General features: G+C 69.3%; 19 protein-coding genes, 1 pseudogene and 1 riboswitch. Of the genes and pseudogenes, 9 read left to right on the top strand and 11 right to left on the bottom strand.

What is annotated here, in order from left to right:
* The first annotated feature begins 1 nt into the window (after nucleotide 1).
* The 4 genes from K244_RS0100710 to K244_RS0100725 all read left to right on the top strand — a co-directional run bounded on the left by K244_RS0100710 (nucleotide 2) and on the right by K244_RS0100725 (nucleotide 3,763).
* Nucleotides 2-1,144 (top strand): Re/Si-specific NAD(P)(+) transhydrogenase subunit alpha, encoded by a 1,143-nt coding sequence (locus K244_RS0100710; protein ID WP_020184317.1) that lies wholly within the window; start codon nucleotides 2-4, stop codon nucleotides 1,142-1,144.
* The gene (locus K244_RS0100715; protein ID WP_020184318.1) at nucleotides 1,144-1,587 is read left to right on the top strand and encodes a proton-translocating transhydrogenase family protein; all 444 of its coding nucleotides are present in this window, start codon (nucleotides 1,144-1,146) and stop codon (nucleotides 1,585-1,587) included. The genes K244_RS0100710 and K244_RS0100715 overlap by 1 nt, the downstream gene beginning before the upstream one ends.
* A gap of 8 nt (nucleotides 1,588-1,595) precedes the next feature.
* Nucleotides 1,596-2,996, top strand: a complete 1,401-nt coding sequence (locus K244_RS0100720; RefSeq protein WP_020184319.1) for an NAD(P)(+) transhydrogenase (Re/Si-specific) subunit beta — start codon at nucleotides 1,596-1,598, stop codon at nucleotides 2,994-2,996.
* A gap of 92 nt (nucleotides 2,997-3,088) precedes the next feature.
* Nucleotides 3,089-3,763: a 2,3-bisphosphoglycerate-dependent phosphoglycerate mutase gene (locus K244_RS0100725; protein ID WP_020184320.1), complete on the top strand. Its 675-nt coding sequence runs from the start codon at nucleotides 3,089-3,091 to the stop codon at nucleotides 3,761-3,763.
* A gap of 37 nt (nucleotides 3,764-3,800) precedes the next feature.
* Here K244_RS0100725 and K244_RS0100730 read toward each other — a convergent pair whose 3' ends face one another.
* Nucleotides 3,801-4,559, bottom strand: coding sequence for a DUF4239 domain-containing protein (locus K244_RS0100730; RefSeq protein ID WP_020184321.1), 759 nt, complete (start codon nucleotides 4,557-4,559; stop codon nucleotides 3,801-3,803).
* A 105-nt stretch (nucleotides 4,560-4,664) separates the two neighbouring features.
* Nucleotides 4,665-4,774, top strand: a riboswitch (TPP riboswitch).
* Nucleotides 4,775-4,854: 80 nt separating this feature from the next.
* Between K244_RS0100730 and thiC the strand changes: the two genes are divergently transcribed.
* Nucleotides 4,855-6,714 carry a phosphomethylpyrimidine synthase ThiC gene (gene thiC / locus K244_RS0100735; RefSeq protein ID WP_020184322.1) on the top strand — a complete coding sequence of 620 codons (1,860 nt, stop codon included), beginning with the start codon at nucleotides 4,855-4,857 and terminating at the stop codon, nucleotides 6,712-6,714.
* Between the two features lie 185 nt (nucleotides 6,715-6,899).
* A complete protein-coding gene (locus K244_RS0100740) occupies nucleotides 6,900-8,153 on the top strand; it encodes a cyclopropane-fatty-acyl-phospholipid synthase family protein (protein WP_024816231.1) in 1,254 nt (417 codons plus the stop codon).
* Nucleotides 8,154-8,160: 7 nt separating this feature from the next.
* Here the strand turns inward: K244_RS0100740 and K244_RS0100745 are convergent, their stop codons facing one another.
* The 5 genes and pseudogenes from K244_RS0100745 to K244_RS0100765 form a co-directional block, all read right to left on the bottom strand.
* Nucleotides 8,161-9,018 carry a tetratricopeptide repeat protein gene (locus tag K244_RS0100745; RefSeq protein WP_020184324.1) on the bottom strand — a complete coding sequence of 286 codons (858 nt, stop codon included), beginning with the start codon at nucleotides 9,016-9,018 and terminating at the stop codon, nucleotides 8,161-8,163.
* 217 nt (nucleotides 9,019-9,235) lie between these two features.
* Nucleotides 9,236-9,448: pseudogene (gene rpsU, locus K244_RS0100750) on the bottom strand (30S ribosomal protein S21); the annotation flags it as partial.
* 184 nt (nucleotides 9,449-9,632) lie between these two features.
* Nucleotides 9,633-10,712: a 5-(carboxyamino)imidazole ribonucleotide synthase gene (locus K244_RS0100755; RefSeq protein WP_020184326.1), complete on the bottom strand. Its 1,080-nt coding sequence runs from the start codon at nucleotides 10,710-10,712 to the stop codon at nucleotides 9,633-9,635.
* A gap of 2 nt (nucleotides 10,713-10,714) precedes the next feature.
* The gene (gene purE / locus K244_RS0100760; protein ID WP_020184327.1) at nucleotides 10,715-11,224 is read right to left on the bottom strand and encodes a 5-(carboxyamino)imidazole ribonucleotide mutase; all 510 of its coding nucleotides are present in this window, start codon (nucleotides 11,222-11,224) and stop codon (nucleotides 10,715-10,717) included.
* Between the two features lie 70 nt (nucleotides 11,225-11,294).
* Entirely contained in the window at nucleotides 11,295-11,519 is a 225-nt protein-coding gene (locus K244_RS0100765) for a DUF465 domain-containing protein (protein WP_020184328.1), read from the bottom strand.
* 184 nt (nucleotides 11,520-11,703) lie between these two features.
* Here K244_RS0100765 and K244_RS0100770 point away from each other — a divergent pair, with 184 nt between their 5' ends.
* The 3 genes from K244_RS0100770 (at nucleotide 11,704) to K244_RS0100780 (ending at nucleotide 15,106) form a co-directional block, all read left to right on the top strand.
* A complete protein-coding gene (locus tag K244_RS0100770; protein ID WP_024816232.1) occupies nucleotides 11,704-11,886 on the top strand; it encodes a DUF465 domain-containing protein in 183 nt (60 codons plus the stop codon).
* 403 nt (nucleotides 11,887-12,289) lie between these two features.
* Nucleotides 12,290-14,089, top strand: coding sequence for an ABC transporter ATP-binding protein (locus tag K244_RS0100775; RefSeq protein ID WP_024816233.1), 1,800 nt, complete (start codon nucleotides 12,290-12,292; stop codon nucleotides 14,087-14,089).
* A 39-nt stretch (nucleotides 14,090-14,128) separates the two neighbouring features.
* Nucleotides 14,129-15,106: a hypothetical protein gene (locus tag K244_RS0100780; RefSeq protein WP_155931478.1), complete on the top strand. Its 978-nt coding sequence runs from the start codon at nucleotides 14,129-14,131 to the stop codon at nucleotides 15,104-15,106.
* Nucleotides 15,107-15,158: 52 nt separating this feature from the next.
* Here K244_RS0100780 and K244_RS21185 read toward each other — a convergent pair whose 3' ends face one another.
* The 5 genes from K244_RS21185 to K244_RS0100810 all read right to left on the bottom strand — a co-directional run bounded on the left by K244_RS21185 (nucleotide 15,159) and on the right by K244_RS0100810 (nucleotide 21,745).
* Nucleotides 15,159-15,776: a L,D-transpeptidase gene (locus K244_RS21185; RefSeq protein WP_346430341.1), complete on the bottom strand. Its 618-nt coding sequence runs from the start codon at nucleotides 15,774-15,776 to the stop codon at nucleotides 15,159-15,161.
* 142 nt (nucleotides 15,777-15,918) lie between these two features.
* On the bottom strand, nucleotides 15,919-17,355 hold the full coding sequence (glgA, locus tag K244_RS0100790) for a glycogen synthase GlgA (RefSeq protein WP_020184333.1): 1,437 nt from the start codon (nucleotides 17,353-17,355) through the stop codon (nucleotides 15,919-15,921).
* Between the two features lie 159 nt (nucleotides 17,356-17,514).
* Nucleotides 17,515-18,777 (bottom strand): glucose-1-phosphate adenylyltransferase, encoded by a 1,263-nt coding sequence (gene glgC, locus K244_RS0100800; protein WP_020184334.1) that lies wholly within the window; start codon nucleotides 18,775-18,777, stop codon nucleotides 17,515-17,517.
* Nucleotides 18,778-18,877: 100 nt separating this feature from the next.
* Nucleotides 18,878-21,385: a glycogen/starch/alpha-glucan phosphorylase gene (locus tag K244_RS0100805; RefSeq protein WP_020184335.1), complete on the bottom strand. Its 2,508-nt coding sequence runs from the start codon at nucleotides 21,383-21,385 to the stop codon at nucleotides 18,878-18,880.
* 129 nt (nucleotides 21,386-21,514) lie between these two features.
* Nucleotides 21,515-21,745, bottom strand: coding sequence for a hypothetical protein (locus K244_RS0100810; RefSeq protein ID WP_020184336.1), 231 nt, complete (start codon nucleotides 21,743-21,745; stop codon nucleotides 21,515-21,517).
* Between the last annotated feature and the right edge of the window lie 65 nt (nucleotides 21,746-21,810).

The following is a 21,810-nucleotide window of genomic DNA, read 5'->3' on the forward strand; positions in this document are numbered from 1 at the left end:
GATGAAGATCGCAGTCGCGAAAGAAACCGACGCGGCGGAGCCGCGGGTCGCGCTGACGCCTGACGTCGTCAAGAAGCTGAAGGGCCTCGGGGCCGACATCAGCATCGAGACCAGCGCGGGCGTCGCCTCCGGCGTCACCGACGCCGCCTACGAGGAGGCCGGCGCCACAATCGCCGCCTCGCGCGCCGACGCCCTCGCCGGCGCCGACGTGCTGCTCACCGTGCGCCGCCCGTCGCCTGAGAACGTCGCGGGCCTGAAGCCCGGCGCGCTCGTCATCGGCACGATGGACCCCTACGGCCAGGCCGACGCGATCGCGGCGCTCGCCACCGCCAACGTCTCCACCTTCGCCATGGAGCTGATGCCCCGCATCACCCGCGCGCAGGTCATGGACGTGCTGTCGTCGCAGGCGAACCTGGCGGGCTACCGCGCCGTGATCGACGCCGCGGCCGAGTTCGGCCGCGCCATGCCCCAGATGATGACCGCCGCCGGCACCGTTCCGCCGGCCCGGGCCTTCGTCATGGGCGCGGGCGTCGCGGGCCTGCAGGCCATCGCGACCGCCCGCCGCCTCGGCGCCGTGGTGTCCGCGACCGACGTGCGTCCCGCCGCCAAGGAGCAGGTCGCTTCGCTCGGCGCCAAGTTCGTCGCCGTCGAGGACGACGAGTTCAAGCAGGCCGAGACGGCCGCGGGCTACGCCAAGCCGATGTCGGCCGAGTACCAGGCCAAGCAGGCCGAACTGGTGGCGGCCCACATCGCCAAGCAGGACATCGTCATCACCACCGCGCTGATCCCGGGCCGTCCGGCGCCGCGGCTGGTGACGGCGGCGATGGTCAAGTCGATGAAGCCGGGTTCGGTGATCGTCGACCTGGCGGTCGAGCGCGGCGGCAACGTCGAAGGCGCGGTCGCAGGCCAGGTCGTCGAGATCGACGGCGTCAAGATCGTCGGGCATCTCAACGTCCCCGGCCGTCTCGCCGCCTCGTCCTCGGCGCTCTACGCCAAGAACCTGTCGTCCTTCCTGGAGACCCTGATCTCCAAGGAGACCAAGGAGCTCGCCGTCAACTGGGACGATGAGCTCGTCAAGGCGACCGCGCTCACCCGCGACGGCGCCGTCATCCATCCGATTGCGAAACCGGCGGAGGCGAACTGATGGCCGTCCTGTCTCCTGAAGAGGCCGCGGACCGCGCGCAGGCTGCGGCCGACGCCGCCCGTGACGCGGCGGCCGCCGCCCAGGGCTACGCCGACCAGATCGCCGACGCCGCGGGCGCGGCGCTCCATGGCGCGTCCGGCGGGGTCATCGACCCCTTTGTGTTCCGGCTCGCGATCTTCGTGCTGGCGGTGTTCGTCGGCTACTACGTGGTGTGGAGCGTGACGCCCGCGTTGCACACGCCGCTGATGGCGGTCACCAACGCCATCTCGTCCGTCATCGTCGTCGGCGCGCTGCTCGCGGTCGGCGTCGATCTCGCCGGCGGCTCCGGTCCGTGGTGGGCTCGCGGCTTCGGCTTCGTCGCCCTCGTGCTCGCCTCGATCAACATCTTCGGCGGGTTCCTCGTCACCCAGCGCATGCTCGGCATGTACAAGAAGAAGGGCTGACGGGACCGATGACCGACCTCGTCCAGATCCTCTACCTCATCGCCGGCGTCCTCTTCATCCTGTCGCTGCAGGGGCTTTCGAGCCCGGCGACGTCGCGCCGCGGCAACGCCATGGGCATCGCGGGCATGACGCTCGCGATCCTGACCACCCTGTTTGTCTCGCCGCCCCATGGCCTCGGCGGCTGGGTGCTCGTGATCGCCGGCCTCGGCGTCGGCGGCGCGATCGGCGCGGTGACCGCGAAGCGCATCGCCATGACCGCGATGCCGCAGCTTGTCGCCGCGTTCCACTCGCTCGTCGGCCTCGCCGCCGTGCTGGTGGCGGCCGCGGCGCTCTATGCGCCCGACGCTTTCGGTATCGGGCTCCCGGGCTCGATCCATGGCCAGTCGCTGGTGGAGATGGCGCTCGGCGTCGCGATCGGCGCGATCACCTTCACGGGTTCGCTGATCGCCTTCGCCAAGCTCGACGGACGCATGTCCGGCAAGCCGATCATGCTGCCCATGCGGCACCTGATCAACGGCGGCCTCGCCGCCCTGATCATCGTCCTGGCGATCATCTTCGTCCTGACCGAGAGCCACTTCGTGTTCTGGCTCATCGTGCTGGCCTCGCTCGCCTTCGGCTTCCTGATCATCATCCCGATCGGCGGCGCGGACATGCCCGTCGTCGTCTCGATGCTGAACAGCTACTCCGGCTGGGCCGCGGCCGGCATCGGCTTCACGCTCGGCAACCTCGCGCTGATCATCACCGGCGCGCTGGTCGGCTCGTCGGGCGCGATCCTGTCCTACATCATGTGCAAGGGCATGAACCGGAGCTTCATCTCCGTCATCCTCGGCGGCTTCGGCGGCGACAGCGCGGCTTCGGGGGCCGCGGCCGGCGGGGGCGAACAGCGCCCGGTGAAGCAGGGCGCGGCCGAGGACGCGGCCTACATCATGAAGAACGCGTCCAAGGTCATCATCGTGCCGGGCTACGGCATGGCGGTGGCCCAGGCCCAGCACGCGCTGCGCGAGATGTGCGAAAAGCTCAAGGAGGAGGGCGTCGAGGTCAAGTACGCCATCCATCCGGTCGCGGGCCGTATGCCGGGCCACATGAACGTGCTGCTGGCGGAAGCCCAGGTGCCCTACGACGAGGTGTTCGAACTCGACGAGATCAACTCGGAGTTCTCGGGCGCGGACGTCGCCTTCGTCATCGGCGCGAACGACGTCACCAACCCGGCCGCCAAGACCGACAAGACCTCGGCGATCTACGGCATGCCGATCCTCGACGTCGAGAAGGCCGGCACAGTGCTCTTCATCAAGCGCGGCATGGCGGCGGGCTACGCCGGCGTCGAGAACGAGCTGTTCTTCCGCGACAACACCATGATGCTGTTCGGCGACGCGAAGAAGATGACCGAGAGCATCGTCAAGAGCCTCTGAGCCGCGACGACGATACGACCACGTGGGAAGGCCGGGCCATTACGCCCGGCCTTTTCGTTTGTGCGATGCTGCGCCGAGACCTCCAAAACGGCATGACGACCCCGATGATCACCGATCTTTCTCGCAGTCTCGTCCTCATCCGGCATGGGCAGAGCGAGGACAACGAACAGGACCTGTTTTCGGGTCTTCGCGATCCCGCGCTCACCGCCCGCGGCGAGGAGGAGGCGCGCGCCGCGGGGCGGCAGCTCGGGCGGCTGGGGTTCCGCTTCACGCACGCCTTCACCAGCGTGCTGCAGCGGGCCGGCCAGACGATGGAGCTGATCCTCGCAGAGCTCGGCCAGTCCGACCTGCCGGTGGTTCGGAACTCCGCGCTGAACGAGCGCGACTACGGCGCGCTCGCGGGCCTCAACAAGACGCAGGCGCGCGAGCGCTTCGGGCCTGAGCGGGTCAGGATTTGGCGCAAGTCCTACGACGCGGTTCCGCAGGGCGGGGAGAGCCTCGCCATGACGGCCGCGCGCGTCTGGCCCTTCTATGGGCGCGCGATCGCCCCGGCCGTCCGCGCCGGAGGCTGCGTGCTGCTGGTGGGGCACGGCAACGCGCTGCGCTCGATGCTCATGCGGCTCGACGGCATCGATCCGGAGACGATCGAAGACGTGAATATCGGGACCGCGCAGATCCTGATCTACACGCTGGCCGAGGACGGCGAGCGGCTCGTCAAGGCGCGCCTGCCGTCAGGCGATCTCGCCGAAGGTCCGCCGGCGGCCTGAGGCGACGCGGGGCGTCGGGCGTCCTGAGCGCTTGTCCTTACCGCCGGATGTGCGCGAGCGCCGTCTCCATCGCGCTCGGCGACACGCGGATCGAACCGGTGAACGGCGAGTCCATGTCGAGGATGAGAAACAACGCGCTGGAGATCAGCGCGGCGCCGACCACGAGCGTCGAGATCACGACGGCGTTCGCCGGGGCGCGGTAGCTGAAGCTTGCGAAGATCAGCGTCAGCCACGCCGTCAGCACCGCGAGCAGCGGGGCCGGCACCGTGCCGTCCCAATGCTCGATCAGGGCCCAGCGCAGCTCGATGACCTTCTGGAAGCGCTGCCGCCATTCGATCTTCAACGCGGCGCGCTCGTCGTCGGCCGGGTGGAGGTCGCGCAGCGCCGCGCCGACGTCGTCCAGCAGCTTCTCGGCCGCAACGTCCTCGACCACCGGCGCCGCGTCGGTGGTGGGCCACGTGCCTTCAATCGCGCGCTCGACGTAGACCGCGAGCCTTGCGCGGGCGTCCGCCGTCTCCGGCCCATAGGCCCGCAAGGTGCGGTCGAGCAGGATGAGCTCGGTCGCGAAGGCGTGGACGTTGTGGTCGATGGCGTCGAACGCCGTCTTCGACGAGTTGATGAGGAGGCCGAGCACCAGCGACGTCATCACCACGAAGATGTTCGCGGTGAGCCGCACCACGTTGTGCGTCTCCTCGTTCCGGTGGCGCTCCGGCAGGCGCGGATGGAAGGCCAGGCAGCCGAACGAGGCGAGGACGAGGCCGAGAAAGGTCGCCAGGGCGACAAGGTGCTCGATCATTCGAGTACGCCAGATTGCGGGCCCGCGATCGCGGAGCCTCTCGTCACAGTCACGCTAGCAGCGACGACGGCGTCTCGACATCCCCGTCGGCCGCTTCTACCCTCGCGCCATTCCGAGGGGCGTCCCGCTGCGATGCGGGACTGAGATGGCCAGAGGCCGATCCCTTTGAACCTGATCCGGGTCATGCCGGCGAAGGGACGGGAACCGATAAGCCAAGGGGCGTCCGCGTCCGGGCTCTCCCTGACAATCGTCAGAATCCGGATCTCCCAACGAGAAACGCTCGAGGAGATTCCCATTGAACGTCCACATCCCTCCGAAAGACGCGAAAGCCGCGCCGACCAGCGTCACCACCGGGCCGATCTTCGGCTCGCGCAAGGTCTACGCCTCGCCGAAGTCGCACCCTGAGCTCCGGGTGCCGTTCCGCGAGATCGGCTTGAGCGATCCGAACGAGCCGCCGGTGCGGGTCTATGATCCGTCCGGCCCCTACACCGAGGACGACGTCGCGGTCGATCTCGCCGCCGGCCTGCCGCCGGTGCGCGAGCGCTGGATCGCCGCCCGCGGCTACACCGTCGTGGCCGGCCGCGCCGTGAAGCCCGAAGACAACGGCAACGTCTCCGCCGATCGGCTGGTGGCGCCCTGTCCCGCGACGCGCGCGATCCGCGAGGCCTCCGCCGGCCAGCTCGTCACCCAGTACGAGTTTGCGAAGGCCGGGATCGTCACCGAGGAGATGGTCTACGTCGCTTTCCGCGAGAACCTCGCCCGCGAACAGGCGCTGGAAGGCGCGGGCCTCCGGCGGGGTGACGGGGAGGACTTCGGCGCCGAAATCCCGGCCTTCGTCACCCCGGAGTTCGTGCGCTCCGAGGTCGCGCGGGGCCGGGCGATCATCCCGGCCAACATCAACCACGTCGAGCTGGAGCCGATGGCGATCGGCCGGAACTTCCTGGTCAAGGTCAACGCCAACATCGGCAACTCCGCGGTCACCTCGGGCGCGGCCGAGGAGGTGGAGAAGCTGGTCTGGGCGCTCCGCTGGGGCGCGGACACGGTGATGGACCTCTCGACGGGGCGCAACATCCACAACATCCGCTCCTGGATCCTGCGCAACGCGCCGGCGCCGATCGGCACCGTGCCGATCTACCAGGCGCTCGAGAAGGTCGACGGCGATCCGCTGAAGCTCGACTGGGAGGTGTTCAAGGACACGCTCATCGAGCAGGCCGAGCAGGGCGTCGACTACTTCACCATCCACGCCGGCGTGCGGCTCGCGCATGTGCCGCTGACGGCGGATCGCGTCACCGGCATCGTCTCCCGCGGCGGCTCGATCATGGCGCGCTGGTGCCTCGCCGGGCACCGCGAGAGCTTCCTCTACGAGCGCTTCGGCGACATCTGCGACATCATGCGGAAGTACGACGTCTCGTTCTCACTCGGCGACGGCCTGCGGCCGGGCTCGATCGCCGACGCCAACGACGCCGCGCAGTTCGCGGAGCTGGAGACGCTGGGCGAACTCACGCAGATCGCCTGGGGCAAGGGCTGCCAGGTCATGATCGAGGGCCCCGGCCATGTGCCGATGCACAAGATCAAGGCCAACATGGACAAGCAGTTGAAGGTCTGCGGCGAGGCGCCGTTCTACACGCTCGGGCCGCTCACCACCGACATCGCGCCGGGCTACGACCACATCACCTCCGGCATCGGCGCGGCGATGATCGGCTGGTTCGGCACCGCGATGCTCTGCTACGTCACGCCGAAGGAGCACCTCGGGCTTCCGAACCGAGACGACGTGAAGACCGGCGTCATCACCTATCGGATCGCGGCCCACGCGGCGGACCTCGCCAAGGGCCACCCCGCGGCGAAGATCCGGGACGACGCCGTCAGCCGCGCGCGCTTCGATTTCCGCTGGGAGGACCAGTTCAACCTCTCGCTCGACCCCGACACCGCGCGCGCCTTCCACGACGAGACCTTGCCCAAGGACGCGCACAAAGTGGCGCACTTCTGCTCAATGTGCGGGCCGAAGTTCTGCTCGATGAAGATCACGCAGGATCTGCGCGCGGAGGTGAGGGCGCAGAACGTCGCGTTCACGGCGGAAGAGGGCATGAAGGCGAAGTCGGAGGAGTTTCTGGCCCAGGGCGGCGCGCTTTACGTCGCGGCGCCCACCGTCCCCTGAGTTTCTCGACAGGAAAGCTTTTCGCCTGACGCATAGCCGGCGCCCGCGCGTCGGGGGGCTCGCCCTCTGGCGCGCGGACGCCGCCGTCCTCACCATGAGACCATGGTTTTCCCGAGCGTTTCCGGACGTCTGGCTCGGACTTTGCTCTCGGAAAGCCGTCGCCTTGCTTGTGCGGGAGCATGCTGATGGAGTCGTTGCTTGCAGGCATTCTGAGACGCATCGTGAGCCACGGCCGACTGTCGGTCGTCATGGCCTCCGGCGCGCGTCACGTCTTCGGCGACGGCTCCGGCCCGCCGGTCGCCCTTCGCTTCACCGACCGCGGGGCGCAATGGGCCTTCGTGCTCGATCCCTATCTGAAGATGGGCGAACTCTTCATGGATGGCCGGCTGGTCGTCGAAGAGGGCGACATCTACCAGGCGCTCGATCTGCTGCTGGGCGAGCTCAAGGGCAAGCCCGAGCCGCTCCCGGTGCGGCTCTCGCACAAGCTGCGGTTCGCGCTTCGCCGCTTCGCGCAACGCAACGGCCTGACCCGCTCCCGCCAGAACGTGGCGCACCATTACGATCTCGACGGCCGGCTCTACGACCTGTTCCTCGACGACGACCGCCAGTACTCCTGCGCCTACTACGACCGGGACGGCATGACGCTGGAGGAGGCGCAGGCGGCCAAGCGCCGCCACATCGCGGCGAAGCTCGCGATCCACGGCGGGGAGCGCGTGCTGGATATCGGCTCCGGCTGGGGAGGGCTCGGGCTCTATCTCGCCGGCGTCGCCGGCGCCCGCGAGGTGCTGGGCGTCACTCTGTCGGAAGAGCAGCTCGCGCTCGCCCGTCGGCGCGCGGAGGAGGGCGGGCTGGCCGATCGGGTGCGTTTCGAACTGCGCGACTATCGCACCCTGGACGGCGCCTTCGACCGCATCGTCTCGGTCGGCATGTTCGAGCATGTCGGCGTGACGCAGTACCGGGCCTTCTTCGAGAAGGCGCGCGACCTGCTCGCGCCGGACGGCGTGATGCTGCTCCACACCATCGGGCTCTCGGACGGCCCGTGGTTCACCAATCCCTGGATCGACAAGTACATCTTCCCCGGCGGCGCCTTGCCGGCGCTCTCGGAGATGCTGCCGTTGATCGAGAGGGCCGGGCTCGTGGTCACCGACGTCGAGGTGCTGCGTCTGCATTACGCCTTCACGCTGCGCGACTGGCGCGCGCGGTTCCTCGCCCGGCGCGAGGAGGCGGCGCGGCTCTACGACGAGCGCTTCTGCCGGATGTGGGAATTCTATCTCGCGGCCTGCGAGGCGGCGTTCCGCCACCAGGGCGCGGTGGTGTTCCAGCTGCAGCTCGCGCGCCGGCAGGAGGCGGTTCCGCTGACGCGCGGCTACATCGAGATGACGGAAGCCGCGCTCGAACGGAAGGAGCGCTGCGGCGGCCTCGCGGCCGCCGCAGAGTGAGCCGCGTTCAGCCCTCGGAGTAGGTCACGCCCGCTTTGCCGCCGACGCGGCGGAAGCCCTCGGTGGCGCGCTTGTCGTTGCGGTCGATCTGGAGCGCCTGGGCGAACGACGCGCGGGCGCGCGGCAGGTCGTTCTTGCGCTCGAAGGCCAGCGCGCGGCCGATCCAGGCGTCGATGTACTTGGGGTTCAGCGTGCGCGCGGTGTCAAAATCGTCCAGCGCCGCGTCCGGGTCATTGGTCGCGAGATAGCTCATGCCGCGGCCGACGTAAGGCTCAGCCGCCGTCACCGCGATCGCCGTCGCCTTGGTGAAGTCGTCGATCGCGCCGTCGTGGTTGCCCTGCGCCTGATGGATCAGGCCGCGGTTGTGCCAGGCCTGGGCGTTGTTCGGATCGAGTTCGATCGCGCGCTGGAAGTCGCCGAGCGCCTGCTCCATGCGGCCCGAAGAGCGGTAGAGATTGCCGCGGCCCACATAGGCCGGGCTGTAGTTCGGATCGGCCTGGATCGCGCGGTCGTAGTCGGCGAGGGCCTCGCCGGTCTTGTTCAGCGAGCGATAGGCCAGCGCACGGTTGGCGTAGGCCTTGGCGAAACCGCCGTTGATGCGGATCGCCTGGCTGAAATCGGCGATGGCGTTGTCGTACTGGGCGAGGCGGGCGTAGGCCGAGCCGCGCATGTTCCAGGCTTCGGGGTCGCTCGGGTTCTGCTGGACGACCTGGCTGAGCGAGCCGAGGTCGGACTGGCGGGCCGCGTAGGCGTCCGGATCGAGCGACGCGCCCGAGCCGACCGTGTCGCAGGCGGCGAGCGAGAGGGCGAGCAGGCTCGCCGCTCCCGCGCGAAGAAGAAAGCTCGAGTCGACCCTAAGCCGCATATCCCCACCACCTTACCGCTGGACGCCCTGAGGCTCGCCAATCACAGGCGGATTGCGGCGAGATTGCGGATCCAACGCCGCGATGCCGCCGCTTGTCGCCGAGTGTTGCGGCCAAAGCGCAAAAACGCCCGCCGGTCTGGATCCCGCGGGCGTTTCACGCTCATTTCGTTGATCAGCGCGCCCTTAGCAGGCGCCCGGGATCAGCGAATCACTTCTTCTTCATCGGCAGCAGGCCTTCGCGCTGAGCGCGCTTGCGGGCCAGCTTGCGGCCGCGGCGCACGGCCTCGGCCTTCTCGCGCGCCTTCTTCTCGGATGGCTTCTCGTAATGTCCGCGGAGCTTCATTTCACGGAAGATGCCTTCGCGCTGCATCTTCTTCTTCAGGGCCTTGAGGGCCTGGTCGACATTGTTGTCGCGAACGAGAACCTGCACGTCGTGCCTCGGGTAGCGTTTGTCTCAGGGCGGATCGCCCTGCCGGCGACAGAGCGTGAACTAAAAAACAAAAAGACGTCGCACGCCGTCGGCGCACGCGTCTCATTACCGAAAGATGCTTAGCAGAGGGCTTGGCCCTTGTCCATGCGGGCGCAGTCCCTACGCGCGCGAGGTGTCGACGGCCTCACGTGACGCGGGTGACGTGGCCCATCTTGCGGCCGGGCTTGGGCTCGCCCTTGCCGTAGAGATGCACGGCCGCGCCGGGCTCGGCGAGCAACTCGCGCCAGCCGTTCGCCTCCGCGCCGAGCAGGTTCGTCATGACCACCGCGCCGCGGGTGCGGGTCGAGCCCAGCGGCCAGCCCGCGATGGCGCGCACGTGCTGCTCGAACTGGCTGGTCTCGGCGCCCTCGATCGTCCAGTGGCCTGAGTTGTGCACGCGGGGGGCGATCTCGTTGACGACCACCCTCTCGCCGGTCGGGCCATCGACCAGGAACATCTCGACCGCGAACACGCCGACATAGGCGAAGGCGTTGGCGATCTTGCGGGCGATCGCGACCGCCGCGGCCGCCGTCTCCGGCTTGATCGCGGCCGGCACGTGCGAGGTGCGCAGGATGTGGTTCTCGTGGCGGTTCTCGACCACGTCGTAGGCGGCGAAGCCGCCGTCGCGGCCGCGCGCGGCGACCACCGAGACCTCGGCGCGGAACGGCACGAAGGCCTCGAGGATCGCGGGCTGGCCGTTCATCATGCCGAGCGCGGCGTCGAGGCCGAGCCCCTCGCGCACCAGCACCTGGCCCTTGCCGTCGTAGCCGAAGCGACGCGTCTTCAGCACCGCCGGTCGGCTGATCGCGCCGACCGCCGCCGCGAGGCTCGCGCGGTCGTCGACCGCCGCGAAGGCCGGCGTCGGCAGGCCGAGGTCGCGCAGGAAGCTCTTCTCGCTCAGGCGGTCCTGGGTCGTCGCCAGGGCGTGGGCGTCCGGAAACAGCGGGCGGTGGGCGGAGACGAGCCGGGCGGTCTCGGCCGGTACGTTCTCGAACTCGTAGGTGACGACGTCGACGCTCTCCGCGAACAGCGCGAGCGCGGTCTCGTCGTCATAGGCCGCGATCGTGCGCTCGGCCGCGACGTCGAACGCCGGGCTTTGCGGATCGGGCGCGTAGACGTGGACCTTGAGGCCGAGCGGGGCCGCGGCGAGCGCGATCATGCGCCCGAGCTGTCCGCCGCCGAGGATGCCGATCGTTCCGCCGGGGCTGAGGGGCGCGCTCGTCATGGTCAGCTTTCTCCGACGGGGATCTCTGCGACGTTGTCCGTCTGGGCGGCGCGCCAGGCGTCGAGCCGCTGCGCGAGTTCGGGATCGTTGAGCGCGAGCACGGAGACGGCGAGCAGGGCCGCGTTGATCGCGCCGGCCCGGCCGATCGCCACCGTTCCGACGGGGACGCCGGCCGGCATCTGGACGATCGACAGCAGGCTGTCGAGGCCGGACAGCGTGTGCGACTGGACCGGCACGCCGAACACCGGCAGCGGCGTCATGGAGGCCACCATGCCGGGCAGGTGGGCCGCGCCGCCGGCGCCGGCGATCACGACCTTGAAGCCATCCTCGCGCGCCGCCTTGGCGAAGGCGACGAGCCGGTCGGGCGTGCGATGCGCCGAGACGATCCGCGCGACGTGGGCGACGCCGAGCTGGGTCAGAGTGTTGGCGGTGTGGACAAGGGTCGTCCAGTCGGACTGGCTGCCCATGACGATCGCGACAGGCGCGGGCTCGGCGCGGCGTTCCGCGACCATCTCAAAGGCTCCGGGACAGTGGGAGGAACGGCGACGATAGGCGCCGGCCGGGACGCGCGCAAGCGCGCCGTCAGGCGATGATGTCCGGGGTCAACTGATCGTGCAGGAAGGACATGCGGTCCTTCAGGCCGAGCTTGCGCTTCTTGAGGCGCTGGATCTGCAGCCGATCGCCCGCGCCGACGCGCTCCAGCGCCTCGATCGCGGTATCGAGGTCGCGATGCTCTTCGCGGAGGCGGGCGAGTTCCTCCCGGGCCGCCTGTTCCTCGGCCCGCTCCTCGTCGTCCCGTCTCGCCATGTCATCCTGTCCGCCTCGACGCCACGCTCATGCGCGGCGGAGTATCGCCGCGGCCCTCGCGGGCGGCAAGGGCGCGCGACGGGTCGCGCATCTGTGATGGCCAGACAGCCCTTCTGACCGTTCGACAGACGAAAAGTCTCGTGACATGCTGATGACGTCAAACCAGACGAGGGAGACGTTCTTAATGTCCATCGAGTCGCATCTGGTCCAGCTTGAGAAGAAGCATCGCGCTATCGAGCGTGAAATCGAACTCGAGCTGACCCATCCGAATATGGATGAGGTCAAGGTTTCTGCGCTGAAGCGCAAAAAACTCCGCATCAAGGACGAGATGATCAAGTTGACTGGTCCGCAGCTTACGCTGCACTGAGGCCGTCAAGGCTCCTTTGTAGTTCCGCTGAAGCGCCGTCGACCGAAAAGGTCGGCGGCGTTTTTATATGTGCGGCCTTTCGGCCACACGGCTTGGGGCGTCTCGATGGGGCCCCTTGCGGCCGAATCGCCACCGGGTACATGGGTGGGCTCGGAATTTGGCCGCCAGAACGGAGGAGCCTGCATGACAGCGATCATCGCATCCATGTCCTCCGGCCGGTCGCGCCGCCGCTAGGCCCGACCCGCGCGCGGTCCGCCGCCCGCGTCCGCCGACAGTTCTCCGTCGTCGTTAATCCTTCGTTCCGCGCGCCGACGCGTCCGCGGGGTCGTCGTGCGACCCGCGACCGCGCTTCGCGTCGCCCTATCTGGAGCCGGCCGTCGCCTTGGCGCGGCTGGAAGCCATCATGTCCCATCCCCGCACTTCGCTTCGCGAGGCGCCCTTCGCGAAGGTCGTCCGCTTCGTCTTCAGCCATTGGGCGCGCCAGCCCGCACGGGTCGCGCTGGTCGCGGGCGCCATGGCCGCGGCGACCCTCGCCGACGTCGCGATCCCCGTGTTCGCCGGCCAACTGGTGGACGCATTCGCGTCCGCCGACCGCGACGCGGCCCTGCCGGGCGCGCTGTGGGCCTTCGTCGCGATCGTCGCCCTCTCCGGCGCGATCGCGCTCGCACGCTGCGTCGCCTTCATGACCGTGATCCCGATGACCCAGATCATCATGAAGGACGCCGCGGCCGAGGCCTTCGCGCGGGTGCAGCGGCTGTCGACGGACTGGCACGCGAACAACTTCGCGGGCTCGACCGTGCGCAAGATCACCCGCGGCATCTGGGCGGTCGACCAGTTCGACGATCTCGTGCTGATTGCGCTGACGCCCTCGTTGCTCGTGCTGGTGGGCGCGACCGCGGTCCTCGCCGCGCACTGGCCGCTGATGGGGCTCGTCACCTTCCTCGGCGCGGTCGCCTATGTGGCGACGACGGTCGCGATCTCGCTGCTGTGGGTCGCGCCGGCCGCCCGCCTGTCCAACGCCTGGGACACTCGGCTCGGCGGCGTGCTGGCCGACGCCGTCACCTGCAACGGCGTCGTCAAGGCCTTCGGCGCGGAGGCCCGGGAGGAGGGCCGTCTCGCCCAAGTGATGGAGAAGTGGAGCCGGCGCACCACCCGCACCTGGCGGCGCGGCACCTGGAACGGCGTGCTGCAGAACCTCATCCTGATGGCCCTGCGCGCCGCGACGCTCGGCGTCGCCTTGTGGCTGTGGTGGAGCGGCCAGGCGAGCGCCGGCGACGCCGCTTTCGTGCTCACCATGTTCGCGGTCATCCACGGCTATCTGCGGGACGTCGGCATGCACGTCGCCGACCTTCAACGGTCGGTCAACGACCTGCAGGAGCTTGTCGAACTGCACGACGTCCCGATCGGCGTCGAGGACCTCCCGGACGCCCGGCCCATCGTCATCGGCGACGGGCGCATCGCGTTCGAGACCGTCGACTTCCACTACGCCGGCCACGACACGCCGCTCTACCGCGACTTCTCGGTGGTGATCCGCGGGGGCGAGCGCGTCGGTCTCGTGGGGCGGTCGGGCTCGGGCAAAACCACCTTCGTCAAGCTGGTGCAGCGCCTCTACGACGCGACCGGAGGCCGGGTGACGATCGACGGCCAGGACGTGACGCGCGCCACCCAGACCTCGCTTCGCGCGCAGATCGCGATCGTCCCGCAGGAGCCGGTGCTGTTCCACCGGTCGCTGGCCGAGAACATCGCCTACGCCCGGCCGAGCGCGAGCCTGGCGGAGATCGAGCGCGCGGCGGCGCTCGCCAACGCCGACGGCTTCATCGCCCGCTTGCCGAAGGGCTACGCCACCCTGGTCGGCGAGCGCGGCGTGAAGCTCTCCGGCGGCGAGCGGCAACGCATCGCGCTCGCGCGCGCCTTCCTCGCGGACGCGCCGGTGCTGATCCTCGACGAGGCCACCTCGAGCCTCGACTCCGAGTCGGAGGCCGCGATCCAGGAGGCGATCGAACGGCTGATGATCGGCCGCACCACGATCGTGGTCGCGCACCGCCTGTCCACCGTGCGCGCGATGGACCGCATCCTGGTGTTCGAGCGCGGGCGGGTGGTGGAGCAGGGCGACCACGCGGCGCTGGTGGCGCGGCCGGACGGGGTCTACCGCCGGCTGTTCGAGCGGCAGTCGTCGGATCTCGTGGACGGCGCGGTTGCGTAAAGGATTATGGCGCAATTGCGCCCCGGGCGCTTCTGCGACATGCTGCACTGCGATACCGACGCCACCCCCGGGGCCGCCGTGAAAATCACGACCGACATCCTGCACGCCGCGCAACTGGCGCGCGCCGCGTCGTTGCCCGAGCGCGCAGGCGCCGCGCCGGTGCGCACCGCCATTCTGGAGGGCGTACAGCAACGGAACGCGGTGCTCGACGCTCTGTTCTACGACATCAAGGTGGTGAGCGAAGCCGAGGCGCAGGCGATCAGCCCGGGGATCGCCGGCGAGGGCGCGATCCTGATCGTGCCGCCGCCGGGCGCCGGCGACATCACGCTGTGCCCGGGACCCGAGCATTTTATCCGGTCCGGCGGCAAGGGCGTCACCACGTTGACCGTCGCGGGCGTCGGAAGCTGCGCGCTGGGCTCCGCCGCCTTCGCTCGCAACGTCGCGGCGGCGGTCGGCGCGCCGGTAGCGGCGGTGGTCTCGGGCTACGGGCTCGCCGACCTCGCGACGGAGGCCTTTGGCGGGTTTTTCTGGTTCGGCGGGCTGAGCGGCCTCCGGGGCATGTTCGAGGCGTTCGACACCGCGAGCCGCCCGGCGGCCCCGCGCGAGCCCGGCGGCTCCGGGGCCGAGGACGTGCTGATCCGCCGAAGCCTCGACACCCAGACCGTGCTCGCCCTGCTGGAGCGCAAGGACATCGCCTTCGACCTCCTGGTCGGGCACTCCAAGGGCAATCTGGTGATCTCGGAGGCGCTCAACGCGCTCCGCCGCAAGGACGAGGCGCGCCTCCGGCGGCTCGCCGCCGCGGCCAAGGTCGTCACCATCAGCGCGCGCGTCGCCCTGCCGCCGGCGTTCCAGAACGTTGTCGACGTCATGGGCGAATGGGACTGGTTCGGCCGGCTCAACTCGCGGCCCGGCGTCCCGGCCGGCATCGTCGCGCCGCGCGCCTGGCACCACACCAACACCGACCTGCCGGCGCATCTCGACGTCGCCGCAGTCGTGCGTCAGGCGTTGGCGCGCTAAAGCGCGATCGGTCCCCGTTGGAAACGCCCGCGCTCGTGTGAACGCCGAGCGCCTACCGCACCACGACCTTCGCGCCGAGCGGCACCCGCTGGTACAGGTCCTCGACGTCGAAATTGACCATGCGGATGCAGCCGGACGACATGGCCTGGCCGATGGTCTTCGGCTCGTTGGTGCCGTGGATGCGGAACAGCGTGTCGCGCCCGTCGCGGTGGAGATAGAGCGCGCGCGCGCCGAGCGGATTCTCCGGCCCTCCGGCCATCCGCAGCGGCAGCTCCGGGCGGCGCTGCAGCATCTCCGCCGGCGGCACCCAGTCCGGCCACTCCTGCTTGGCGCCGACCTTGGCTTCGCCGGTCCAGCCGAACCCCTCGCGGCCGACGCCGACGCCGTAGCGCATCGCCTTCCCGTCCGGCTCCACGAGGTAGAGGAACTTGTCGCTGGTGTTGATGACGATGGTACCTGGCGCCTCGCCTGTCGGGTTCGTCACCTGCTGCCGGCGGTACTGCACCGGCAGCGTGTCGGGGTAGCTCGTGGCCATCGCCGCCGCGACATAGCCGCCGGAGGAGGACGCCCCCGTCCCCGCGGCCCCGCCGCACCCCGCAAGCGCGCCGGCCGCAAGACAGACGGCGAGCGTCGAAAAGGCCTGAGAGCGAACCCAACGCAACGTCATCATGTTCCCCGACGCCCCCACGGCGTGCGGGTCGCACCGCCGGACAGGACGCAAGAATAGAGCGCTGACCGGTCAGCAGGAGAGCGACCTTGGAAGCGTCGCGCGGATTCCGCAGTGCGATGTCGCCCGGACGCCACAGTGGGGACTAGCGGGCGAGCGAGGCGTAGAGCTCCGCGTAGGCTTTGGCCGAGGCGTCCCACGAGACGTCGGCGCGCATGGCGTTGGCCTGACACTGCGCCCAGGCCTGCCCGTCGGCGTAGAGCTGCGCCGTGCGGCGCAAGGCCGTCTCCAACGCGCTCAGGTTGACCGGGTTGAACTGGACGCCGGTCGCGACGCCCGCCGCCAGCGCCATCGGGTTGGCGTCGATCACCGTGTCGGCGAGGCCGCCCACGCGCGATACGACGGGCAGCGCGCCGTAGCGCAGCGCGCAGAGCTGGGTCAGCCCGCAAGGTTCGAACCGCGACGGCACCAGGATCGCGTCGGAGCCCGCCTGCACGAGATGGGCGAGCCGCTCGTCGTAGCCGATGAAGACGCCGATGCGTCCCGCGTGCCGCGCGGCCAGATCCCGGAACCGGGCTTCAAGCGCGGGCTCGCCGGAGCCCACAAGCGCGAGCGCGCCACCGAGATCGAGCAGGGTAGGGACCGCGTCGGCCAGCAGGTCGAGGCCCTTCTGGCTCGACAGCCGGCTGATGACGCCGAAGATCGGCCCGGCCGCCGGCGCCAGGCCGAAGCGCGCCAGCACCGCGGCGCGGCTCGCGGCGCGACCGCCGCGATCGCCGACGGAGAAGGGCGCGGGCAGGTCGACGTCGGTCTCGGGGTTCCAGACCTCCACGTCGATGCCGTTGAGGATTCCGACGACGTCCGCCGCGCGGTCGCTCAGCAGTCCTTCGAGCCCGACGCCGCCGTCGGGCTCGAGGATTTCGGCCGCGTAGGTCGGGGACACCGTCGTGATGCGGTCCGCGAACTTCAGCGCGGCCTTGAGGAAGCCGATCCCGCCGTAATACTCCACGCCGTGGATCGTCATGGCGTGATCGGGCAGGCCGAGGGCGCCCAGCAGCGTCGCCGGAAACCAGCCCTGGAAGGCGATGTTGTGGATGGTCGCCACCGTCTTCGGCCGCGGCCCGGCGCCATAGGCGAGATAGGCCGGCGCGAGCCCCGCCTGCCAGTCGTGCAGATGCACGACGTCAGGCGCCGGCAGGCCAGCCGCGCCGCGCCCGATCTCCGCCGCGACCTTGCTGAGGCCCGCGAACCGGAAGGCGTTGTCGGGCCAGTCCCGGCCGTCCGGGCCGACATAGGGGTTGCCGGGACGGGCGTAGAGGTGCGGCGCGTCGATCGCGATGACGTCAAGCCCCTTCGCTTCGCCGGCGATCAGGGTCGCAGGACCGCCGAAGAGATCGTCGAAGCGGAAGAACGCTTCGCCGTCGTCGAGCGCCGCCATCACGGCGGGATAGCCCGGCACCAGCGTGCGCACGGCGACGCCCTGCCGCGCGAGCGCCGCGGGCAGCGCGCCCACGACGTCGGCGAGACCACCGGTCTTGATCAGCGGAAAGGCTTCCGACGCGACGGCGAGAACGGCGGTCATCAGGGCTCACGAAGCGGTTCAGGGGAGGGGGCGTAAAGGCGACTTCGATCCTAGCGCGTTTGCAGACCGCGCGGCGCCGTCTCCGCTCTCGCGCCTTCGTCCACGCCGGCGTCCACGATGCAGTCGCGGCCCATGCGCGTGAGGGTCGATCCGCTACGTCTAAAGCCGGTCGATCATCGACTGCGTGATCAGGCACACGCCCTTGCTCGTGCGGCGGAAGCGCTGGGCGTCGGCCTCGGGGTCCTCGCCCACCACGAGCTTCTCCGGGATCTTCACGCCGCGGTCGATGACGACGTTCTTCAGGCGCGCATGCCGTCCGATGTCGACGTAGGGCAGCACCACGGCGCGCTCGATCTCCGAGAAAGAGTTGGCGCGCACGCCGGTGAACAGGAGCGACTCCCGCACACCGGCGCCCGAGACGATGCAGCCGCCCGACACCAGTGACGAGACCGCGCGGCCGCGGCGCTCCTCGGTGTCGTGGATGAACTTCGCCGGAGGCGTGATTTCGGAGAAGGTCCAGATCGGCCACTCGTGGTCGTAGAGGTCGAGCGCGGGCACGAAGTCCGTGAGGTCGATGTTGGCCTCGAAATAGGCGTCAACCGTGCCGACGTCGCGCCAGTAGGGCTCCTGTTCGGTAGCGGAGCGCACGCAGGAGCGCGAGAAGTGGTGGGCGACGGCTTTGCCGCCCTTCACGATCTGCGGAATGATGTCCTTTCCGAAATCATGGCTGGAGTTCGGGTCCGCGGCGTCCTTGCGCAGCAGGTCGAACAGGAAGGGCGTGTCGAAGACGTAGATGCCCATGCTGGCGAGGGCGACGTCCGGCTTGCCCGGCATCGCCGGCGGGTCCTTCGGCTTCTCCAGGAAGTCGACGATGCGGTCGGTCGCGTCGACGTGCATCACGCCGAAGCCAGAGGCCTCCGCGCGCGCCACCTCGAGGCAGCCCACGGTGACATCGGCGCCGCTCTCGACGTGCTGGGCGAGCATGAGCTCGTAGTCCATCTTGTAGATGTGGTCGCCCGCCAAGATCACCATATGCCGCGGGGCGTAGTCTTCAATGATGTCGATGTTCTGATAGACCGCGTCCGCCGTGCCGAGATACCAGGCCTCTTCCGACACGCGCTGGCTCGCCGGCAGAACGTCGAAGCTTTCGTTGCGCTCGGTGCGGAAGAAGTTCCAGCCGCGCTGCAGATGGCGGATCAGGCTATGCGCCTTGTACTGGGTGGCGACGCCGATGCGGCGGATGCCGGAGTTCAGCGCGTTCGACAGCGCGAAGTCGATGATGCGGGTCTTCCCGCCGAAGTAGACCGCGGGCTTCGCCCTTCGGTCGGTCAGCTCCATCAGCCGGGACCCCCGGCCGCCGGCGAGGACATAGGCCATGGCTCCGCGAGCGTAGGGCGGGCCGAGCGGCGATTTGGGCGGCATGGCGGGCGTGTCTCCGGGTATGTCGTTGCGTCGGCCGTCCTCGCCGCGCCGGATCAGCGCGACGGGCGGCCGTTGAAGGGTCGGATGTCCGAAACGCGCGTCAGCCGAGCGACGGGCGCACGTTCCAGATGTCCTCGGCGTATTCACCTATCGTCCTGTCGGACGAGAACCAGCCCACCTGGGCCGTGTTCGCGATGCTGGATCGCATCCAGGCGTCGCGGTCGCGCCACAGCTTGTAGACCTTGCGCTGCGCGGCGAAGTAGGCGTCGAAATCAGCGGTCACCAGGAAGGTGTCGTGGTCCAGCAGGCCGTCGATGAAGCCGCGGTAGCGCGCGGGGTCGCCGGGCGAGAACACGCCGTTGCGGATCGCGTCGAGCACCTCGCGCAGCACCGCGGAGTTCTCGACCGCCGCATGGGCGTCGTGGCCGCGCCGCTTGCGGGCCTCCACCTCCTGGGCGGTCAGGCCGAAGATGAAGATGTTGTCGTCGCCGACCCGCTCCTTGATCTCGACGTTGGCGCCGTCGAGCGTGCCGATGGTGAGCGCGCCGTTGAGCGCGAGCTTCATGTTGCCGGTGCCGGAGGCCTCCATGCCCGCGGTCGAGATCTGCTCGGAGAGGTCGGCCGCCGGGATGATCGCCTCGGCGAGGCTCACGTTGTAGTTTGGCAGGAAGGCGACCTTCAGCAGGCCCCGCACCGTCGGGTCCTGGTTCACCACCCGCGCGACGTCGTTCGCGAGCTTGATGGTGAGCTTGGCCTGGTGGTAGCTCGCCGCCGCCTTGCCCGCGAAGATCTTCACCCGCGGCATCCAGGCCCGCATCGGCTGGGCGCGCATCGCGTTGTAGATCGCGACCGTCTCCAGGATGTTGAGCAGCTGGCGCTTGTACTCGTGGATGCGCTTGATCTGGACGTCGAACAGCGCGTCCGGGTCGACGTGGACGTCGAGCCGGTCGGAGATGATCTTGGCGAGCGCGACCTTGTTGGCCCGCTTCGACTCCGAAATCTTTTCCTGCAGCGCCGAGTCTCCCGCCATCGGCAGGAGCTTCATCAGCTCGTTCGGGTCGTCGAGCAGCCCCGGCCCGATGGCGTCGATGAGGATCGAGGTCAGCCCCGGATTGGCCTGGCTGAGCCAGCGGCGGAAGGTGATGCCGTTGGTCTTGTTGACGATCCGCGTGGGATGCAGCGCGTGCAGGTCGCGGAACACCGTCTGCTTCATCAACTCGGTGTGTAGCGCCGAGACGCCGTTGATCTTGTGCGAGCCGACGAAGGCGAGCTGGCCCATGCGCACGCGTCGGCCATTGTTCTCGTCGATGAGGGAGATGGAGGCCAGCATCGCGTCGTCCGCGGCGCGCTTCTTCTTGGCGGCCTCGAGCTCCAGCGCGTTGATCAGATAGATGATCTGCATGTGCCGCGGCAGCAGCCGGTCGATCAGCGGCACCGGCCAGCTCTCGAGGGCCTCCGGCAGCAGGGTGTGGTTGGTGTAGGAGAAGGTAGCGACGGTGATCTTCCAGGCGTCCGCCCATTCGAATCCGTGCAGGTCGAGCAGGATCCGCATCAGTTCCGGGACCGCGATCGCGGGATGGGTGTCGTTGAGCTGGATGGCGACGTGGTCGGGGAGCGAACGGAGGTCGCCGTGCTCCTCGAGATGGCGGCGGATGAGGTCCTGCAGCGACGCGGAGGCGAAGAAGAACTCCTGCCGCAGCCTGAGCTCCTGGCCGTTCGGCGTCTCGTCGGAGGGGTAGAGCACCTTCGAGATGGACTCGACGCGCACCCGGTCTGCAAGCGCGCCGATGTAGTCCCCGCGGTTGAAGGCGTCGAGCTTCAGCGGGTCGGCCGCGCGCGCGGACCACAGCCGCAGCGTGTTCACATGACGCCCGCGCCAGCCGACGACGGGGATGTCGAAGGCGACCGCCTCGACGACCTCGCCCGGCCGCCAGACGTGGCGCACCGCGCCCTGCTCGTAGACCTGCTCGACGTAGCCGCCGAAGCCGATGGGGTAGTCGATCTCCGGGTGGGCGAACTCCCAGGGGTTGCCGAAGGAGAGCCAGTCTTCCGGATACTCCTGCTGCCAGCCGTCGCGCATGCCTTGGCGGAACAGGCCGTGGTCGTAGCGGATGCCGTAGCCGAAGGCCGGCACGCCGATCGAGGCCATCGAATCCATGAAGCAGGCGGCGAGACGGCCGAGGCCGCCGTTGCCCAGCGCCGCGTCCGGCTCGGCGGTGCGGATCACGTCGAGGTCGACGCCCAGCCCCGCGAGCGCCTCTCGCGCGGCCTCCGTGAGGTTGAGGTTGTTCAGCGCGTCGAACAGCAGCCGCCCGATCAGGAACTCGAGCGAGAGGTAGTACACCCGCTTCTCGGGCTTCTTCTCCTTGGACGCGTGGTCGACGACCCAGCGGTCGACGATCCGGTCCCGCACGGCGTAAGCGGTCGCCACGAACCAGTCGCGCGGGCTCGCGGTCTCGGGCGAGCGACCGACCGAATAGGTCAGCTCCGCCAGGATCTCCTTGCGCAGCTTGGCGGCGTCGACGCCGCCTTCGGGCGCGCCCGCCGCCGCGGCTTCGCGCTTCGGTCGGGCGATCTCGTTCGTGGCCGGGCTGGCGACGTCGTCCATGATCGGGCTCCCTCAGATGGCGCGTCGGTGACGACGCTGGGAGCCGCAGTCAAACACGCACGCCGCGCGATGGCGATTGCTGCATCGCGAAGACGGCAAAAAAACTGAGCGTAACCGTCGCGTTAGGGCTCAGCCGCGCGCGAAGCGCAGCACGTTGCCGTCCTGAGCGCCCGCGGCGTCGCGGACGACGTCGTCCTGCGCCACTGTCTCTTCCAGCCTTGCGCGGAGATCGCGGACCGAGACCAGCAGATCCATGCCGAGCCCAAGCGGCGCGCACATCAGCGTCGTCGCATAGACGTCGAGCGCTTGGATCGCCAGGTCCGCCTCCTGGCGGGACATCGTGAACTTGACGGCATCCATCTTCGCTTCACCCCAATCAGCGACGTCTCGCGAGGCCCTCGCATCCGAAGGCGCGCGAAACAAGG

Origin of the sequence: Methylopila sp. 73B (assembly GCF_000526315.1) — a bacterium.
In the GTDB taxonomy this organism is placed as follows: domain Bacteria; phylum Pseudomonadota; class Alphaproteobacteria; order Rhizobiales; family Methylopilaceae; genus Methylopila.

Coding starts and splice junctions, on each gene's coding strand:
- K244_RS0100775 (WP_024816233.1), top strand. CDS start 12,290: ATGTCCCATCCCCGCACTTCGCTTCGCGAGGCGCCCTTCGCGAAGGTC.
- K244_RS0100755 (WP_020184326.1), bottom strand. CDS start 10,712: ATGACGAGCGCGCCCCTCAGCCCCGGCGGAACGATCGGCATCCTCGGC.
- K244_RS21185 (WP_346430341.1), bottom strand. CDS start 15,776: ATGATGACGTTGCGTTGGGTTCGCTCTCAGGCCTTTTCGACGCTCGCC.
- K244_RS0100710 (WP_020184317.1), top strand. CDS start 2: ATGAAGATCGCAGTCGCGAAAGAAACCGACGCGGCGGAGCCGCGGGTC.
- K244_RS0100730 (WP_020184321.1), bottom strand. CDS start 4,559: ATGATCGAGCACCTTGTCGCCCTGGCGACCTTTCTCGGCCTCGTCCTC.
- K244_RS0100720 (WP_020184319.1), top strand. CDS start 1,596: ATGACCGACCTCGTCCAGATCCTCTACCTCATCGCCGGCGTCCTCTTC.
- K244_RS0100780 (WP_155931478.1), top strand. CDS start 14,129: ATGCTGCACTGCGATACCGACGCCACCCCCGGGGCCGCCGTGAAAATC.
- purE (WP_020184327.1), bottom strand. CDS start 11,224: ATGGTCGCGGAACGCCGCGCCGAGCCCGCGCCTGTCGCGATCGTCATG.
- K244_RS0100745 (WP_020184324.1), bottom strand. CDS start 9,018: ATGCGGCTTAGGGTCGACTCGAGCTTTCTTCTTCGCGCGGGAGCGGCG.
- K244_RS0100810 (WP_020184336.1), bottom strand. CDS start 21,745: ATGGATGCCGTCAAGTTCACGATGTCCCGCCAGGAGGCGGACCTGGCG.
- K244_RS0100725 (WP_020184320.1), top strand. CDS start 3,089: ATGACGACCCCGATGATCACCGATCTTTCTCGCAGTCTCGTCCTCATC.
- glgC (WP_020184334.1), bottom strand. CDS start 18,777: ATGCCGCCCAAATCGCCGCTCGGCCCGCCCTACGCTCGCGGAGCCATG.
- glgA (WP_020184333.1), bottom strand. CDS start 17,355: ATGACCGCCGTTCTCGCCGTCGCGTCGGAAGCCTTTCCGCTGATCAAG.
- K244_RS0100805 (WP_020184335.1), bottom strand. CDS start 21,385: ATGGACGACGTCGCCAGCCCGGCCACGAACGAGATCGCCCGACCGAAG.
- K244_RS0100765 (WP_020184328.1), bottom strand. CDS start 11,519: ATGGCGAGACGGGACGACGAGGAGCGGGCCGAGGAACAGGCGGCCCGG.
- K244_RS0100740 (WP_024816231.1), top strand. CDS start 6,900: ATGGAGTCGTTGCTTGCAGGCATTCTGAGACGCATCGTGAGCCACGGC.
- K244_RS0100715 (WP_020184318.1), top strand. CDS start 1,144: ATGGCCGTCCTGTCTCCTGAAGAGGCCGCGGACCGCGCGCAGGCTGCG.
- K244_RS0100770 (WP_024816232.1), top strand. CDS start 11,704: ATGTCCATCGAGTCGCATCTGGTCCAGCTTGAGAAGAAGCATCGCGCT.